Annotated in this window: 15 protein-coding genes; 12 read left to right on the top strand and 3 right to left on the bottom strand. The window is 69.7% G+C overall.

The features are described 5' to 3' along the window. The first annotated feature begins 26 nt into the window (after positions 1-26). The 3 genes from KF837_36795 to KF837_36785 all read left to right on the top strand — a co-directional run bounded on the left by KF837_36795 (position 27) and on the right by KF837_36785 (position 2,672). Positions 27-239 (top strand): hypothetical protein, encoded by a 213-nt coding sequence (locus KF837_36795; protein MBX3232941.1) that lies wholly within the window; start codon positions 27-29, stop codon positions 237-239. Positions 240-279: 40 nt separating this feature from the next. Continuing rightward, complete coding sequence (locus KF837_36790) at positions 280-987, top strand: SDR family NAD(P)-dependent oxidoreductase (GenBank protein ID MBX3232940.1); 708 nt, start codon at positions 280-282, stop codon at positions 985-987. A gap of 131 nt (positions 988-1,118) precedes the next feature. Further along, complete coding sequence (locus KF837_36785) at positions 1,119-2,672, top strand: hypothetical protein (protein ID MBX3232939.1); 1,554 nt, start codon at positions 1,119-1,121, stop codon at positions 2,670-2,672. 90 nt (positions 2,673-2,762) lie between these two features. On the opposite strand, the gene KF837_36780 is transcribed toward KF837_36785, so the two are convergent. Continuing rightward, positions 2,763-3,125, bottom strand: a complete 363-nt coding sequence (locus tag KF837_36780) for a GFA family protein (GenBank protein ID MBX3232938.1) — start codon at positions 3,123-3,125, stop codon at positions 2,763-2,765. 49 nt (positions 3,126-3,174) lie between these two features. Here KF837_36780 and KF837_36775 point away from each other — a divergent pair, with 49 nt between their 5' ends. Continuing rightward, positions 3,175-3,972: an AraC family transcriptional regulator gene (locus tag KF837_36775; GenBank protein MBX3232937.1), complete on the top strand. Its 798-nt coding sequence runs from the start codon at positions 3,175-3,177 to the stop codon at positions 3,970-3,972. Here the strand turns inward: KF837_36775 and KF837_36770 are convergent. Continuing rightward, on the bottom strand, positions 3,956-4,897 hold the full coding sequence (locus KF837_36770) for an endonuclease/exonuclease/phosphatase family protein (protein MBX3232936.1): 942 nt from the start codon (positions 4,895-4,897) through the stop codon (positions 3,956-3,958). The two genes, KF837_36775 and KF837_36770, sit on opposite strands and share 17 nt — an antisense overlap. A 32-nt stretch (positions 4,898-4,929) precedes the next feature. On the opposite strand from KF837_36770, the gene KF837_36765 reads away from it, so the two are divergent. From KF837_36765 to KF837_36735, 7 genes are all read left to right on the top strand, one after another. Continuing rightward, positions 4,930-6,372 carry a serine/threonine protein kinase gene (locus KF837_36765; GenBank protein MBX3232935.1) on the top strand — a complete coding sequence of 481 codons (1,443 nt, stop codon included), beginning with the start codon at positions 4,930-4,932 and terminating at the stop codon, positions 6,370-6,372. A 4-nt stretch (positions 6,373-6,376) separates the two neighbouring features. Continuing rightward, positions 6,377-7,444, top strand: coding sequence for a hypothetical protein (locus KF837_36760; protein ID MBX3232934.1), 1,068 nt, complete (start codon positions 6,377-6,379; stop codon positions 7,442-7,444). Then, positions 7,444-8,286 (top strand): hypothetical protein, encoded by an 843-nt coding sequence (locus tag KF837_36755; GenBank protein ID MBX3232933.1) that lies wholly within the window; start codon positions 7,444-7,446, stop codon positions 8,284-8,286. Before KF837_36760 ends, KF837_36755 begins: the two co-directional genes overlap by 1 nt. 39 nt (positions 8,287-8,325) lie before the next feature. Continuing rightward, complete coding sequence (locus KF837_36750; GenBank protein MBX3232932.1) at positions 8,326-9,762, top strand: PQQ-dependent sugar dehydrogenase; 1,437 nt, start codon at positions 8,326-8,328, stop codon at positions 9,760-9,762. A 105-nt stretch (positions 9,763-9,867) separates the two neighbouring features. Continuing rightward, positions 9,868-11,844: a threonine--tRNA ligase gene (gene thrS / locus KF837_36745; GenBank protein MBX3232931.1), complete on the top strand. Its 1,977-nt coding sequence runs from the start codon at positions 9,868-9,870 to the stop codon at positions 11,842-11,844. Positions 11,845-11,969: 125 nt separating this feature from the next. Continuing rightward, positions 11,970-13,316, top strand: coding sequence for an AAA family ATPase (locus KF837_36740; protein ID MBX3232930.1), 1,347 nt, complete (start codon positions 11,970-11,972; stop codon positions 13,314-13,316). Beyond that, entirely contained in the window at positions 13,313-14,059 is a 747-nt protein-coding gene (locus tag KF837_36735) for a hypothetical protein (GenBank protein MBX3232929.1), read from the top strand. The genes KF837_36740 and KF837_36735 overlap by 4 nt, the downstream gene beginning before the upstream one ends. Positions 14,060-14,061: 2 nt before the next feature. Here KF837_36735 and KF837_36730 read toward each other — a convergent pair whose 3' ends face one another. Continuing rightward, a complete protein-coding gene (locus KF837_36730) occupies positions 14,062-15,021 on the bottom strand; it encodes an FHA domain-containing protein (GenBank protein MBX3232928.1) in 960 nt (319 codons plus the stop codon). A 143-nt stretch (positions 15,022-15,164) separates the two neighbouring features. Here KF837_36730 and infC point away from each other — a divergent pair, with 143 nt between their 5' ends. Beyond that, a complete protein-coding gene (infC, locus tag KF837_36725; protein MBX3232927.1) occupies positions 15,165-15,866 on the top strand; it encodes a translation initiation factor IF-3 in 702 nt (233 codons plus the stop codon). Positions 15,867-15,975 lie beyond the last annotated feature (109 nt).

The raw sequence follows: 15,975 nt of genomic DNA, 5'->3' as shown, positions 1-15,975 counted from the left end.
ACGGCCGCACGCTCGATCCGAACAAGGTGAACGTCGAGGTCGTGGGACCCGACGCGACGCGGACGGTCCTCCCGCATCGTCAGGGCTGCGAGGACGGGATCGGCTGGCGCTGGGACGCGGCGGCGGGGCCGAAGAAGGTCCTGCTCTGCCCGTCGACGTGCGACACGGTGAAGGTCCAGAACGGCGGCCGCGTCGAGATCGAGCTCGCGTGCGTCGATCGGCCCGACGCCATCCACTGACCGTCGTCGCGCGGGGCGCGAGCGCGTATGCTCCTCGCCCATGTCGCGGATCGTGGCGATCACGGGTGGGGCGGGTGCGCTCGGGGGTGAGCTCGCGAGGCTCTTGGCGGGGCGCGGGGACAAGGTCGCGCTCTTCGACACGGAGCGGGGGCGGGAGCGGGCGACCGCGCTCGCGAAGGAGATCGACGGCTTCGTCCACGTGAGCTCGTTCCGCTCGGCGGAGGACTGGGCCGCCGCGCTCGCGGCGACGACGGTGGCGCTCGGCGGCGTGCCGACCGCGGCCGCGCTCGTCGCCGGCGGCTGGGCCGGCGGCGCGCCCGTCCACGAAGCGAAGGACGAAGAGGCGTGGACGTCGATGATGTCCGCGAACGCCGACAGCGTGTACCGCGCGCTCCACGCGCTGTTGCCGGGGATGGTCGCGGCGAAGGGTGGGAGCGTCGTCGTCGTCGGGTCGCGCGCGGCGACGCGCCCGTGGACGAGCGGCGGCTCGGCGGCGTACGCGGCGTCGAAGGCGGCCGTCGTCGCGCTCGCGCAGACGGTCGCGGCGGAGGTGCTCGAGCACGGCGTGCGCGTGAACGCGGTCCTGCCGAGCACGATGGACACCCCCGCGAACCGCGCCGCGATGCCGGACGCGGACGCGACGAAGTGGGTCTCGCTCGCGTCCGCCGCGGGCGTCATCGCGTTCCTCCTCTCCGACGACGCGCGCGACGTGAGCGGCGCCGCGCTCCCCGTCTACGGCCGCGCGTAGCCGCGCTGGCCTGGGGGCGTCGGCGCGGCCGGCGTCGCGATCGACGAATTTCCCTGCTCTCGCTTAACGGGCCGGCGCCGGGGACGTTCCTTCTCCTCGTCGAAACGGTAGCGCAGCGGTCTCGATGGGAGATGGCGCCCTGCCGGCGTGCTGGAGAGAGAGCTCAAGAGATGAAGAAGATCCATTGGAACGCGGGACTCATGACGATGGTGGCTGCCGGTTTGATCGCGTGCAGCTCCGACAGCGAAGAGTCCGCGGTCTCCGGCGCGAAGACCGTCGGTGCGATGACGGTCGACACCCGCGGCGATCTGCCGGCATGCGGTGCGGCGAACAACTTCTCCGTCGCGTACATCGCGGACGAGAAGAAGTTCGTGGCGTGCAACGACAACGAGTGGCAAGAGGTCACCCTCGCCGCGGGCCCCAAGGGCGACAAGGGCGACAAGGGAGACAAGGGCGACCACGGCGACGCCGGAGCGCCGGGCCCGCAAGGCGCACAGGGCGCACAGGGCGCACAGGGGGAGAAGGGCGACAAAGGCGACAAGGGGGACGCGGGCGCGCCGGGTGCGACGGGTGCAACCGGGGCGCAGGGCGCCGACGGCAAGGACGGCGCGGATGGCAAGGACGGCGCCAACGGCCAGGACGGCGCCAACGGCGCGGACGGCGCCAACGGCTACAACGGCGCGAACGGCAGGGATGGCATCGACGGCGCCAACGGCGCGGACGGCAGGGATGGCATCGACGGCGCCAACGGCGTCGACGGCAAGGACGGCATCGATGGCGCCAACGGCGCGGATGGCAAGGACGGCACCAACGGCGTCGACGGCAAGGACGGCGTCAACGGTGCGGATGGCAAGGACGGCGTCGACGGCAAGGACGGCATCGACGGTGCCAACGGCGCGGACGGCACCAACGGCGTCGATGGCAAGGACGGCAAGGACGGCATCGACGGTGCCAACGGCGCCGACGGCAAGGACGGCATCGACGGCGTCAACGGCGTCGACGGCAAGGACGGCAAGGACGGCGTCGATGGGGCGAAGGGGGACGTTGGAGCGAGCTCGCTCGTCGTCGTGACCGATGAGCCGGCGGGGGCGAACTGTCCGGCGGGTGGCAAGAAGCTCGTCGTCGGGACCGATCTCGACGGCAACACCTTCCTGGTCGGCAACGAGATCTCGTACACGGGCTACATCTGCAGCGCGTCCCGCGCCCGCGTCGCCTTCGTGACCTCCACCACCTACCGCGGCAACCTCGGCGGCCTCGAAGGCGCCGACGCGAAGTGCCAGGCGCTCGCCGACGCGACGCCCGCCCTCTCCGGCAAGCTGTTCTACGCGTGGCTCGCCACGAGCCACACGGACGCTCCGCTCCACCGCTTCTCGAAGGACGGCCACTTCGTGCGCATGGACGGCAAGTTCGTCGCGTACTCGTGGGCCGACCTCTCCGACGGCAGCATCCAGAACGCGCTCTCGATCACCGAGAAGTCGACGTCCGCGAGCGGCTCCGCGTGGTCGAACATCGCGAAGGCGAGCCTCGACACGGACACTACCAACAGCTGCAGCACGTGGAGCTCGAACAGCTCCTCGCAGCAGGGTCAGATCGGGACCATCACGTCGAAGAACGCGGCGTGGACCGACGCGCAGGCCACCAACGCCTGCAATCAGTACCGCGCGCTCTACTGCTTCGAGCAGTGATCGCCCGGCGCGACGTCCGACCTCGACGACGCGCGTGAGACCCCGGCGGAGAGCGGCAAACCCCGCTCTCCGCCGTCTCGCATTTGGGGCTCAGAGCGACGCGCCGTCGAACGTCTGCACCGGGATCGCGGCCCAGTCGAAGTCGGCGAGGCAGCGGAGGTTGATGCCTACCATCACGCTGCCGTCCGGTCCGTTGCCGCGCGAGAACGAGCGGACGCCGCACGTCGTGCAGAAGAGGTGATGCGTGCTCTTGCGCGCGAACTGGTAGTCGCCGAGCGCGTCCTCGCCGGAGAGCAGCTGGAACGAGGACGCGGGCGCGAACGCGAGGAGCCAGCCCGCGCGCGAGCAGATGGAGCAGTTGCAGGAGACCGCCTCCGCCGGCGGCGGCATCGTGACCTCGTAGCTCACCGCGCCGCAGTGGCAGCTGCCGCGGTACGTCTTGTCTTCGCTCATGACGCGATTGTCGATCGGCCCCTCCCGCTGCGTATTGTAGAAACACGACATGCGCGCGACCGGCGGACTCCTCGACCCGTTCGCGGCGCGACGGCACTTCACGCTGACGCGGCGCGCGCCCTCTCCCGCGCTCGCGCCGTACGTGGACCGCTACTGGATCGTGCGCTGGGACCTCGCCGCGCCCTATACGCAGGAGACGCTCCCTCATCCGCAGATCAACCTCGTGCTCGGCACCCACCGCCCCGGGCTCCACGGCGTCTGCACGACGCGCTTCGCCGCCGACCTCACCGGGCGCGGCTGGGGCCTCGGCACGAAGTTCAAGTCCGGCGCGTTCCGCGCGTTCTGGCCGTCGCCGCTGCGCGAGCTCACCGATCGCGGCCTCTCCGTCGCCGACGCCTTCGGCGCGGAGGGCGCTGCCCTCGTCGCCGCCGCCTCCGCCGCGACGAGCGACGAGGAACGCATCGCGCTCGTGGAGCGCTTCCTCCTCCTCCGCGCGGGCCCCGTCGACGACGACGCGCTCCTCGCCGAGCGCGCCGTCTCGCTCGCGACGGCGGACGCGTCGATCGCGCGCGTCGCGGACCTCGCCGCGCGGATCGGCGTCTCCGTCCGCAAGCTGGAGCGGACGTTCCGCTCCCACGTCGGCGTGTCGCCCGGATGGGTCATTCGCCGCTTCCGCGTGCAAGAGGCGGCCGAGCGCGTCGCGCACGGCGTCGCGATCGACTGGCCCGCGCTCGCCTCCGACCTCGGGTATTTCGATCAGGCGCACTTCATTCGCGAGTTCAAATCGCAAATTGGATGCACGCCCGGCGACTACGCCAGACGGGTGAGGGTCACGGCTGCAACGTGAACGTCCCGACGATGGGGACGTGATCGGAGAGGCCGCGCCAGACGCCGTTCTTTTGCCCGAACTTGTGGGTGCCGTCGAAGTGGAGCCAGCGGAGGCCGGGGCCGCAGAAGACGTGGTCGAGGTGCATGCGGAGGTTCATGAAGCCCGCCGTCGGCCACCTCACGAGCGTCTCGTCGTCCCACTCGTGGTACTCGCCGAACGCGTCGCGGTAGCCGCACTCGCGGAGGTGGCGGTACACCGGCGAGCCCGGGAGCGCGTTGAAGTCGCCGACGAGGACCCAGCGCTCGCTCTTCTTCTCCTTCTTGATGAAGTCGCAGAGCGTCTTCGCCTCCTCGAGCTGGTTCGGACCCCAGCCCATCCGGCGCGGCTCGAACCAGAACTCGCGCGAGAACGTCGTCGGCAGCGAGAGGTGGGTGTTGAAGACGTCGAGGTCGACGCCCGATTTGTGCACGACGCGGAGGTGGGCGCAGATGCGCGTCTGCTTCACGCGGCGCACCGCGTGGAGGCGGCTCCGCCGGAACGTGATGTCGTGCGGGCTCCCCGCGTTGTGATGCGCGATCTGGAAATCGCGCTTCGCGATGACGGCGAGGCCGGTCGTGTAATACGAGGCCGTCTGCGTGACGCGGTATTGATGCGCCGGGAAGTAATACGCCTCGTAGGTGTCGCGCTTGCCGGCGGCGACGAGCGCGCCGTGCAGCATCTGCATCAAACGCTCGAGCTGCGTCTCGCCGTTCGTCGCGCGATGGATGACGTTCGAGCGGAACGACGTCGTCTCGACCTCTTGCAGACAGATCACGTCCGCGAGCGGGTCGAGCGCCGCGAGCGCGTTCGCGATCCGCACCATCGCGCCGCCGGTGCTGGCGAGACCACGTGTCCCATGGCCGAAGTACCGCACGTTGTACGTGACGAGACGGACAGGGTGCATGCCCGACCAGCATACCTGTTAGCATGGGGGCCGTGACGACGGCCGCGCAGGCGCGCCTCTCAGCCGGACAGCAGATCACGAAGGGGGTCTCCCTCGTGAGCCCGCTCTCGTCCGGCGGCATGGGCGCGGTCTGGCTCGCCGATCATCAAGGCCTGAAGACGCGCGTCGTCGTGAAGTTCATGCTCGACGACCTCGGGCAGAGCGAAGGGGCACGGAGCCGCTTCTCGCGCGAAGCTGCCGCTGCGGCGCAGGTGAAGAGCCCCCACGTCGTACAGATGCTCGATCACGGCATGAGCGACGACGGCGTGCCCTTCATCGTGATGGAGCACCTCGAGGGGCACGACCTCGGCGACGAGATCGAGCGCAGCGGCCCGCTCGATCCGGCGAAGGTCGTCGCGATCGTCATCCAGGTCGCGAAGGCGCTCGCGAAGGTGCACGCCGCGGGCCTGCTCCACCGCGACATCAAGCCGGACAACATCTTCCTCGTCGACGGCGAGGAGGAGGTGTTCGTGAAGCTCCTCGACTTCGGGATCGCGAAGAGCTCCGTCGTCGATCCGGACTCGCCGACGCTCGACAACGAGACGAAGACCGGTCAGATCGTCGGCACGCCGTTCTACATGAGCCCGGAGCAGGTCACCGCGCAGAAGGTGATCGACCTGCGGAGCGACCTCTGGGCGCTCGGCGTCGTCGCGTTCGAGGCGCTCACCGGCCAGCGGCCGTACGACGGGCCTTCGTTCGGCGCGCTCGCGGTGAAGATCGCGACGGGCCAGCCGCCGAAGCCCTCCGACGTCAACCCCGCGCTCCCCGCCGCGGTCGACGCGTGGTTCGCGCGCGCGTGCGCTCCGGCGCCGGCCGATCGGTTCGGGAGCGCGAAGGAGCTCGCCGACGGGCTGCGCGCCGCGTTCGAGGGCGTCGTCTCGATGCCGATGTCCGCGTCGTCGGACTCGGGCGCGCGCGACAAGCCGAGCTCCGTCCCGAGCGGCGTGAACAGCGCGCTCGGCTTCGCGAAGACCGCGCTCGACGACTCCGGCGCCTCCGGTCGCCGCGACGGCGCGCTCGCGCGGAGCGAGGCCGGCGTGTCGGTCGGCGCCGGCGGCGGCAGGGCGCGCTCGCCGCTCCTCCTCTTCGTGATCGGCGGGCTCGTCGTCGCGGTCGGCGCGGTCGGCTTCGTCGTCTCGCGCAAACAAGCCGACGCCGGCCCGCCCCTCACGCCGAGCGTCGAGCCCGACGTCACGGTCTCCTCGCCGCCGCCGCCACCCCCTCCTCCTTCCGCCGTCGCGCCCGTCGTCACCGACACGCCGCCCGCCGCCGTCGAGGTCGACGCCGGCGCCCCCGCCCCCGCGGTCCCGTCGATCCGGCCCGTCGCGCCGGCGGTCGGGCCGAGGCCGAAGCCGCCGCCGATCGCCGATCCGCCGCCCGCGCCGGCCCCCCCGCCGAAGCCGTCTGCCAAGCCGAACGACGATCCTCTATTCTGAGCGAGTGAGAGCACCCGCCATCGCCGCCGCGCTCGCCGTCGTGCTCGCGTCCGGCGTCGCGCACGCCGCGGATCCGCCACCGCCACCCGCGCCGGCGCCCGCGCCCGAGGCGCGGCGCGAGCCCACCGCCGGCGACCTCACCACCGCGCGGACCGCGCTGCGCGACGGCCTCGCGCTGCGCGAGAAGGGCGACAACGCGGGCGCGCTCGCGCGGCTCTCCACCGCGTGGGACCTCGTGCAGACGCCGATCACCGGCTTCGAGCTCGCGAAGACGCACATGCTCCTCGGCAACGTGCTGCAGGCGCGCGAGCTCTTCGGCAAGGTCGTGCGCCTGCCGCCCTCGCTCGAGGAGTCGCCGCGCTCCGCCGCCGCGCGCGAAGAGTCCGCGCGCCTCGCGAACGAGCTCGAGCCGCGCATCCCTTCGCTCCGCATCAAGCTCACGCTCCCGCCCGACGCGACCGCGGTCGTCCGCATCGACGACGAGACGATCTCGATGAAGAGCAACGAGGAGGTGCGCGCGGTCGACCCCGGGCCGCACGACGTCGTCGCGAAGGCGGGCGACGGGCCCGAGCAGACGGTCCACGTCGAGGTCGCCGAGGCGGAGGTGAAGGACGTCGTGCTGACGCCGCAGTGGATCGCGCCGAAGCCGCCGCCGCTGACGGGCCCCGGCGGTCAGGTCGTCTACGTGCGCACGACGAACCCGCTCACGTTCGTCGGCTTCGGCATCGCCGCGGGCGGCCTCGTCGTCGCCACGATCGGAGCCATCGTCATGATCGACGCGAACTCGTCGGCGGACGACCTGTGCGGCCCGAACTACTGCCCGCCGCGGACCAAGACGGGGCCCACCGGCAGCGTCCTCCCGGGGCGCGAGACCGCGATCGTCGACGACCGGTTCGAGGGGGCGTGGACCCGCTTCCAGGCCGCGCGCGTCGCCATGATCGCGGGCATCGTGACGACGGTCGTCTTCGGCGGCATCGGCAGCGTCTTCGCGACGCGCCCGCTGAAGGAGAAGGTCGTCGCCGTGACGCCGGTCGTCTCGCCGAACGGCGCCGGGCTGGCCGGGACGTTCTGATGCTCGCGCGCCGCCTCTTCGTGATCTGGGCCGCCTGCGCGGTCCTCGTTTCGATGAGCACCGTGTTCGGCAACGCGTCGTGCGCGTCGTTCCCCGACGGCGAGTGTCGCGGCGATCGCACGAACGTGCTCGTGAGCAACGAAGCGGGGCCGGATCCGGATCCGTGCACGCGCTGCCTGCAGGAGAAGTGCTGCGAGCCGGTCGGCGCCTGCCTCGAGGGTGACGCGTCGTGCGCCGACGAGGTGAAGGACGCGCAGGCGTGCGTGATGCTGAGGAGCCAGAGCGCCGAGCCCGAATGCAAGGCCGCCCTCGTATCGCCCGCGAGCCGCCAGCTCTATCAATGCATGCGCAGCGGGTGCGGAGGCGACTGCCGCGTCCCGACCTGCGATCTCGATCCCGCCGTGACGTTGATCGTCACACCCGAATGCGACCGCTGCATCGGCGGCGCCTGCTGCGAGCAGATCCAATCGTGCTACGGCAACCGCCAGTGCAAGCTGTTCCTCGAGTGCATCACGACGAAGTGCCCGAACACCTTCGCGTCGTCGATCCAGGGCGCCGCGCGCACGCCGCCGGGCTTCCTCGAGGACACGCTCGAGACGGTGTGCAAGACCGATTCCCCACCTCCGCTCGAGGCGCGGGCGTCGCCGTGTTTCCAGCGCTGCCTCGACGAGTTCGCGCCGCTCGGCGCCAACTCGAACCCCGACGACCGTGTGGCGCGGTGCCGTGCGTTCGATCTCTTCACGTGCTCCGCGCGCAAGGGCTGCGGCGACAAGTGCGAGCTCGACGTCCGGCGCGAGCTCGGCGTCTACGAAGAAGACCTCGACGCCGGACCGTCGCCGTAGGCGCTGGCATTCCGCGGCGGCGGGGCTACGTTGAAGCCCATGGCTTTTCGTCGCGTGGCCCTGCCGCTCTGCGCGCTCTTCTCCTCGTTCGCCGCGTGCGGAGGAGACGACACGACGCCGGCGGCGTCGTCGCTCGACGGCGGTCCCGGGGACGTCCCGCCGGGGCCCGACGGCGGACCGCAGACGACCTTCCCGAAAGGTGAGGGCGATCCTTGCCGCGGCGAGCCGCTCGGCGACGACGCGTTCGTCGCGGACGGTCTCTGCGTGCGCCTCGTCGCGAACGAGAAGGTGAGCCACCTCCGTCAGATCACGTTCGCGCCGAACGGCGACATCCTCGGCGCGCTCTCGAGCGGACGCATCGTCCTCATGCACGACGCCGACGGGGACGGCCGCTTTTCCGCGAGCGAGATCACGACCTGGGGCGAGGCGGGCGGCGACACGAACAACGCGTTCATCGACGTCGCCGGCAACTACGTCTACGCCGGCTCGCCGACCGGCGTGAAGCGCTTCGCCTGGGATCCCGCGGCGCCGCAGGGTGGACCGGCGGAGGACGTCGTCGTCAACCAGCCCGGCGGCGGCCACGCGATGCGCACGGCGAAGGTCTACGACGGCTTCCTCTACGTCGACTCGGGCTCCTCCGGGAACCAGTCGCACGACGATCAGGTGAAGGGCGAGTACGACGGCAAGCGCTCGCTCATCAAGCGGTTCGATCTCTCGAAGCTCGTCGCCGGCACGCCGTTCGACTGGAACAAGGACGGCGAGAACGTCTCGCTCGGGCTCCGGAACCCGAACGGCTTCGCGCGCAACGAGACGACGGGGAAGATCTACGCCGTCGTCAACGGCCTCGACAACCAATCGTACAAGGGCGCCGACGTCCACCAGGACAACCCCGGCGAGCAGGTCGCGGAGGTCGCGGCCGGGAAGAATTACGGCTACCCGTTCTGCTTCACCGCGCAGCGCGTGGTCGTCGGCGGCGCGCTCGACGCGCCGGCGGGCACGCAGCTCATGGCCGGCTTCGTGAACCAGCCCGATCGCGACGACGCGTGGTGCGCGGCGAATTCGCAGAAGCCGACGACCTTCGTCCAGGCGCACGCGGCGCCGCTCGACATCACGTTCTTCGACAAGCAGCCGTCGGGCGCGCTGCCGGAGAGGTGGCGCGGCGGCGCGTTCATCGCGCTCCACGGCTCGTGGAACCGCGACGCGTCCACCGGCCACAAGGTCGTGTGGCAGCCGTTCCATCCGGACGGCTCGTCGCCGATGCCGGCGTCGACGAAGGACGAGACGACGTGGCCGCACGAGGTCGTGTTCGGCGGCGCCGAGGGCGGCAAGCCGAAGGACGGCCGCTGGCAGTGGCGCACGGACGCGAACGCGGACTCGCCGCGTCCGTCGGGCGTCGCGGTCTCGCCGATCGACGGCGCGCTCTACGTCGCGACGGACTCTCCGGGCGCGCTCTACCGCGTCGGCCTGACGCGTTAGCGCCGGTCCGGGATCGTTCCCGCGGCCGGCGCTTCGCGAGCCACGAAGCGGCGCCGCCCTGCGCGGCCGCCAAGCGTTCACCTTTAATGATATTCGAGACACGCCATGGAAAAGCGCATCCCCGCGGGGGATCTGGTCAAGCAGAAGGGACAGCTCGCACCCGACGTCATCGCGATCAAGACGTCCGACACGCGCCTCGGCAAGAACGGGATCGTCGATCTCTTCACGCCGATCCCGGAGGACACGGCGTTCTCCGTCATTCGCGAGAACGACAAGGAAGGCCTCGACGTCATCCGTCACTCCACCGCGCACGTCATGGCCGACGCCGTGCAGCGCCTCTTCCCGGGGACGAAGGTCACGATCGGCCCCGCGATCGAGGACGGCTTCTATTACGACTTCGACAAGGCGGGCGGCGGCTCCTTCACCGAGGAGGACCTCGCGAAGATCGAGCAGACGATGATGGAGGTCGTCGCGAAGGACACGCCGTTCCGCCGCGAGGTCGTCTCCCGCAACGACGCGCTCGCGCTGTTCGAGCGGATGGGTGAGACGTTCAAGTGCGAGATCATCCGCTCCATCCCGGAGGACGAGGAGATCAGCCTCTACAAGCACGGCCCCGCCGGCACGAAGGAGGAGTGGGTCGACGTCTGCGAGGGCCCGCACGTGCCTTCGACGGGGAAGCTCCGCGCGGTGAAGCTCACGAGCGTGGCGGGCGCGTACTGGCGCGGCGACGAGCGCAACCCGATGCTCCAGCGCATCTACGGCACGGCGTTCCCGACGAAGGAGGCCCTCGAAGAGCACCTGAAGCTCATCGAGGAGGCGAAGGCGCGCGACCACCGCAAGCTCGGGAAGGAGCTCGATCTCTTCTTCTTCGATCCGGTGTCGCCCGCGATGCCGTTCCTGCTCCCGCGCGGCGCGTTCGTCTACAACCGCCTCGTCCAGTACCTGCGCGATCTCTACGTGCACTACGGCTACGAGGAGGTGATCACGCCGCAGGCGTTCGATCCGAAGCTGTTTCGCACGAGCGGCCACCTCGGCAACTACAACGAGAACATGTACCGCCTCTGGACGGAGGACGTGATCGAGGAGGCGCTCGCGGCGAAGGACCCGACCCCCGAGAGCGTCGCGAAGGCGCTCCAGGAATCGTCGTTTGCGCTAAAACCGATGAATTGCCCTTCGCACTGCGTCATCTACGGGGTGCGGAAGCGGAGCTACCGCGAGCTCCCGTGGCGCGTGGCCGACTTCGGTCGGCTGCATCGTTACGAGCGCGGCGGCGTCGTGCACGGTCTGTCGCGTGTGCGCACGTTCTGCCAGGACGACGCGCACATCTTCTGCACGCGGGAGCAGGTGCCGAGCGAGATCGAGCGCTTCCTCAAGATGTTCTACGCGATCTACAAGGCGTTCTCGCTCACCAAGATCGACATCCGTCTCGCGACGCGCCCGGACAAGCGCATCGGCGCGGACGAGGACTGGGACATGAGCGAGAAGGCGCTCGCGGAGGGGCTCGAGCGCGCGGGCCTGCCGTTCACGTTCTCGCCGGGCGAGGGCGCGTTCTACGGCCCGAAGCTCGAGTTCCACGTGCAAGATGCATTGAAGCGGAGCTGGCAGCTCGGCACGATGCAGTACGACCCGAACCTGCCCGAGCGCTTCGAGCTCGAGTACACGGGCGAGGACGGCAAGGCGCACCGCCCGGTGATGCTCCACCGCGCCATCTTCGGCACGTTCGAGCGTTTCCTGTCCGTGTACCTCGAGCACATCGGCGGGAACTTCCCGACGTGGCTCGCGCCGTCGCAGGTTATCGTCCTCACCGTGAGCGACAAGAGCGAGGCCTACGGGCGCTCGGTCCTCGAGGAGCTCAAGGCGCAGGGCCACCGCGCGGAGGCAGACTTCAGCGGCGACAAGCTCGGCGCGAAGATCCGCACCGCGCGCACGATGCGCCACCCATACATGCTCGTCGTCGGCCCGAAGGACGCCGAAGCCGGCACCGTCTCGGTCCGCGCCCGCGACGCCGGCGACCTCGGCGCGATGCCCCGCGCCGACTTCCTCGCGAAGCTCGCCGCGGAGAGCAGCCCTCCCACGGAGTGACTCCTCGGAGCGGTGAGGGGGACGCCGCCCGAAACCCATCCGCCGGGAGTCTGCCGCTGGTTCAGTGCGCGGCCGCCAGCGGAAGATCGAGTACGATGCCGAACGAATGATGCTGGACGATCGCCATGCTTGAGCGCCTTCACCTTCGAGAGGTTGGGCCCGCTCCTGAGCTCGAGATCGACTTCGCGCAGCGGCTCAACGTGCTCACCGGCGACAACGGGCTCGGCAAGACGTTCTTGCTCGACCTTGGGTGGTGGGCGCTCACCCGAACATGGCCTGACGTCGATCACCAGGCGTGGCCGCGGCCGGGCGATGCCACGAGCACTCCGAGCATCGCCTACAGCATTCGAGGAGCTGGCAAGTCCTCGATGTTCGAGAGCAAGTACTCGTGGAAGGAGCAGGCCTGGCCTCAGAAGGGCCATCGGCCCCCGAAGCCAGGGATGGTCGTCTACATGCGAGTCGACGGCAGCTTCGCCGTGTGGGATCCCGCGCGGAACTACTACCGCGAGGCGCCTACCGTCGGCGTGAGCGCGCCCGATCGACTCCCAGCGTTCTTCTTCGACCGAGAGCAGGTCTGGAAGGGCATAGGGCCGATCGAGAAATCCGTTTGCGAGGGGCTCGAGCGCGACTGGCTGACGTGGCAGAGCCAGAAGGACGCCGCGTTCGACGATCTGTGCACGGCGCTCCGGCGCCTCTCGCACGACTCGGGGGAGATCCTGCAGCCGGGAAAGCCGATGCGGATGCGACTCGAGGACCGGCGCGACACCCCGACGCTGATGCTCTCCTACGGCCTCACGCCGGTGCCGCTCGCGTCTGCTGGGATCAAGCGAATGCTCGCGCTCGCCTACTTGCTCGTGTGGGCATGGCGCGAGCACAAGGAAGCGACGCGCATCACGCGACAGGAGCCGACCGATCGAATCGTGCTCCTCCTCGACGAGATCGAGGCGCACCTCCACCCGCGCTGGCAGCGTGCTCTCTTGCCGTCCGTCCTCGACGTGGTCAACGCGCTCGCCGCGGAGGTCGATGTCCAGCTCGTCGTGGCCACACACTCCCCGATGGTGCTCGCCTCGCTCGAGACCTCGTTCGACGAGTCGACCGATCGTCTCCACCATCTCGTGCTCGACCACACGCCGAAGGGGCACCGCGCGCGCGTAGAGACGATCCCCTGGGCGAAGCAAGGCGACGTCACGAACTGGTTGGTCTCTCACATCTTCGGCCTGAAGCAGGCACGCTCGATCGAAGCCGAGCGCGCCATCGAAGCGGCGGAGGCGCTGATGCGCGGAGCGCCGGACGAAGCACCGCCGAAGCTGCGCTCTGCGGCGTCGATCGACGCCGAGCTGCGTCGGGTCCTTGCAGGCCACGATCCGTTCTGGCCTCGATGGATCATCGAGCATCCGGAGCTGCACCCGGGCCCGAAACAGGCGAAGCGCAAGCGCAGCGGCGCGAAGAAGAAGGGAACCTCGCGCGCGTGATCCCGGTGAAGCGCTCTCCGGCGCCAAAGAAGCACGCGAGCATGGTGGCGAAGCCCGGGAATGCCTGGCTCGAGAAAAATGCCGCGAGCCGGACGCGGCCGCCTGGGCACTGGCGGCTCGTCCGCGCGGAGTTGGCGGAGGCTTTCGGTCACCGCTGCGGGTACTCGGCGATGTACGAGCCGGTCGGGACGGTCGATCACTATCTCTCGATCGAAGGCGGGGCCCGTCACCTTGCGTACGACTGGTCGAACTATCGCTACGCGGCCGGTTGGGTAAACTCCTCGAAAGGTACGCTCGACGACCTTGTCCTCGATCCGTTCGACGTGCGGCCGGGGTGGTTCGAGATGCTGTTGCCATCGCTTCAGGTCGTCATGACCGACCGCATCCCTGTGCGATTTCGGTCGAAGGCAACCGTGGTCCTCGAGCGCCTGCAGATCGGGCACGGCGAGCAGGTCATCCGGATGCGCCAAGCGTGGCTCACGAAGTACCGGGAAGGCAAGGCGTCGCTGGAGTTGCTCGACGACTGGGCGCCGCTCCTCGCGGAGGCGCTCCGCAAGGAGAGCGCGACGACGCGGCATGCGTTGCCGAAGGCGGCGCACAAGAGGACCGCCAAGAGGGCTCGATCCGCCGCGAAGGGGCATGGGCGCAAGGCGAGGTGTCGCCGCCGCGAACGTCGCTCGGCAATGAAGACGGGCGACGTTGGGCGGCGCGAATGCGCGTCGAAGGCGGCCTGCAAGTCGTAGCATCACCGCGGGGGCCGCGGCATCGAGGGGACGAGGCTTCGGCCGCGGGCTTCGCCGCCGCGTAGGGCGGCGCCTTCGATCGCGACGGCGGCGTGGTTTGCGATCGCGCGGAGGAGGGCGAGGTCGTCGGGCTTGTAGAGCTCGGAGTGCGAGAGGGAGTCGACGTAGATGACGCCGATCGTGCCGCCGCCGGGGTTGATCGGGACGCACATCGCGGCGCGGACGTCGGCGTCGCGCGCGGCGTCGCCGGGGAGGCGGCGGTCGCGCGAGACGTCGGCGAACGACGCGGGGCTGCCGTGGTCGACGACGAAGTCGACGACGCGCTGGCTGTACGGGTAGCGCGTGCTGTGCGTGAAGGACTTCACGACGCGGGGGTGCATGTCGAGGGTCTGGTCGTCGAGGGCGAGCAGGGCGCAGCGGTCGACCGTGATCGCCTGCACCGCGAGCGTGACGAGCTCCTCGAGGACACGATCGATCGAGAGCTCGCTGACGCAGAGCTCGCTCGCGCGGATGAGGAGGAACAGCTTGTCCTTGTAGTTGTTGCGGTCGCCGTCGTTGCCGGAGGACACCTTCGTGTGCCCGAAGTCCGGCAGCTTGGCCATGGGGGAGGGGAGGGTCGCGACGGCGCGGTCGTCGCGTCCCACCGGCACGAGCTTGGTGGCCGGGCTCCGGAAGGTGGCGCCCTCGACGAGGAAGGTGATGTCGCCGCAGCGGAACGTGTCGCCCTCGCTGACCTCGCAGCGCGCGACGCGCCGGCCGTTGTGGAACACCCCGTTCTTGCTCTGAAGATCGGTCACCGTCACGCGGCGCCCGTCGAACTCGATGCGGGCGTGTTTCCGCGAGAGGCTCTTGTGGAGGCAGAAGATCTGGTTGTCCTTGGTGCGCCCGATCGTCACAGGCGCTCCCCCCTTCGCGGTCGGCGCGACCGGGAAGATCTGCTCCTCCGGGAGCCCGGGGTTCATCACCAGAGTGAGCACTGCACCCCTCAGCGTACGCCATTTTTCCCGCCCGCGGCGCTTGACCGCCTCATCCGGGACGACGAGACTGGGCGCTCTTCCCTTTCCGCTTTTCAACTCATTCAGGAGGTCACGGTCAACTCATGTCGATGGGTCGCCCCCGTTTCGATCCGCGCCAACCGCAGCGCCAGTTCCAGATTCGCGTCAACCACCGCATCCGTGTGCCGGAAGTCCGCGTCATCGACGCGAACGGCGAGATGCTGGGTGTGCTCGCAACCCATGAGGCGCTTCGGCGTGCGCAGGAGCAAGGGCTCGACCTCGTCGAGGTGAACCCGAAGGCGGAGCCGCCGGTCTGCAAGATCCTCGACTTCGGAAAGTACAAGTACGAGGAGAAGAAGAAGGCCGGCGAGGCGAAGCGCAAGCAGACGGTCGTCGAGATCAAGGAGATCAAGCTCCGTCCGAAGACGGACGATCACGACATCGCCTTCAAGACGAAGGCGGCGCGCAAGTTCCTCGAGGCCGGCCACAAGGTGAAATTCACGGTCCGCTTCCGCGGCCGCGAGATCACGCACCCCGAGAAGGCGCAGGAGCAGCTCCAGATCATCATCCCGCAGCTCGAGGACATCGCGAACGTCGAGACGCGCGCGATGATGGAAGCGCGCGCGATGAGCGTGCTCGTCGCCCCGAAGCCGGCCGTGATGCAGCGGGTCGCGCAGATGAAGGCGCAGCGCGAGAAGGACCGCCAGCAGGCCGAGAAGGAAGGCCTCGCGCTCCCGTCCGAGGAGTCGCTCCCCGAAATCGACGACGACGACGACGACGACGAGGACGACGACGGCGACGCGGAGGGCTGATCCCGGTCGACCGGCCGGGCTCGGGATTCCACATGGCTCCGCAACGCGACGTGGTCGAAGTCGAGGCCCGTCGCGCGGAGCCGCGTTCGTGGAAGGCCCGCGTGTCGTC

Source organism: Labilithrix sp., from assembly GCA_019637155.1.
Lineage (GTDB): Bacteria > Myxococcota_A > Polyangia > Polyangiales > Polyangiaceae > Labilithrix.
Note: the sequence above shows the minus strand (reverse complement) of the source record. Positions and strands in the feature narration are given on the sequence as shown.

What these genes read in the sequence shown, in the direction of transcription:
- KF837_36790 (MBX3232940.1), top strand. Translation starts at nt 280, where the DNA reads ATGTCGCGGATCGTGGCGATCACGGGTGGGGCGGGTGCGCTCGGGGGT.
- KF837_36785 (MBX3232939.1), top strand. Translation starts at nt 1,119, where the DNA reads ATGGCGCCCTGCCGGCGTGCTGGAGAGAGAGCTCAAGAGATGAAGAAG.
- KF837_36780 (MBX3232938.1), bottom strand. Translation starts at nt 3,125, where the DNA reads ATGAGCGAAGACAAGACGTACCGCGGCAGCTGCCACTGCGGCGCGGTG.
- KF837_36775 (MBX3232937.1), top strand. Translation starts at nt 3,175, where the DNA reads ATGCGCGCGACCGGCGGACTCCTCGACCCGTTCGCGGCGCGACGGCAC.
- KF837_36770 (MBX3232936.1), bottom strand. Translation starts at nt 4,897, where the DNA reads ATGCACCCTGTCCGTCTCGTCACGTACAACGTGCGGTACTTCGGCCAT.
- KF837_36755 (MBX3232933.1), top strand. Translation starts at nt 7,444, where the DNA reads ATGCTCGCGCGCCGCCTCTTCGTGATCTGGGCCGCCTGCGCGGTCCTC.
- KF837_36750 (MBX3232932.1), top strand. Translation starts at nt 8,326, where the DNA reads ATGGCTTTTCGTCGCGTGGCCCTGCCGCTCTGCGCGCTCTTCTCCTCG.
- thrS (MBX3232931.1), top strand. Translation starts at nt 9,868, where the DNA reads ATGGAAAAGCGCATCCCCGCGGGGGATCTGGTCAAGCAGAAGGGACAG.
- KF837_36740 (MBX3232930.1), top strand. Translation starts at nt 11,970, where the DNA reads ATGCTTGAGCGCCTTCACCTTCGAGAGGTTGGGCCCGCTCCTGAGCTC.
- KF837_36730 (MBX3232928.1), bottom strand. Translation starts at nt 15,021, where the DNA reads ATGAACCCCGGGCTCCCGGAGGAGCAGATCTTCCCGGTCGCGCCGACC.
- infC (MBX3232927.1), top strand. Translation starts at nt 15,165, where the DNA reads ATGGGTCGCCCCCGTTTCGATCCGCGCCAACCGCAGCGCCAGTTCCAG.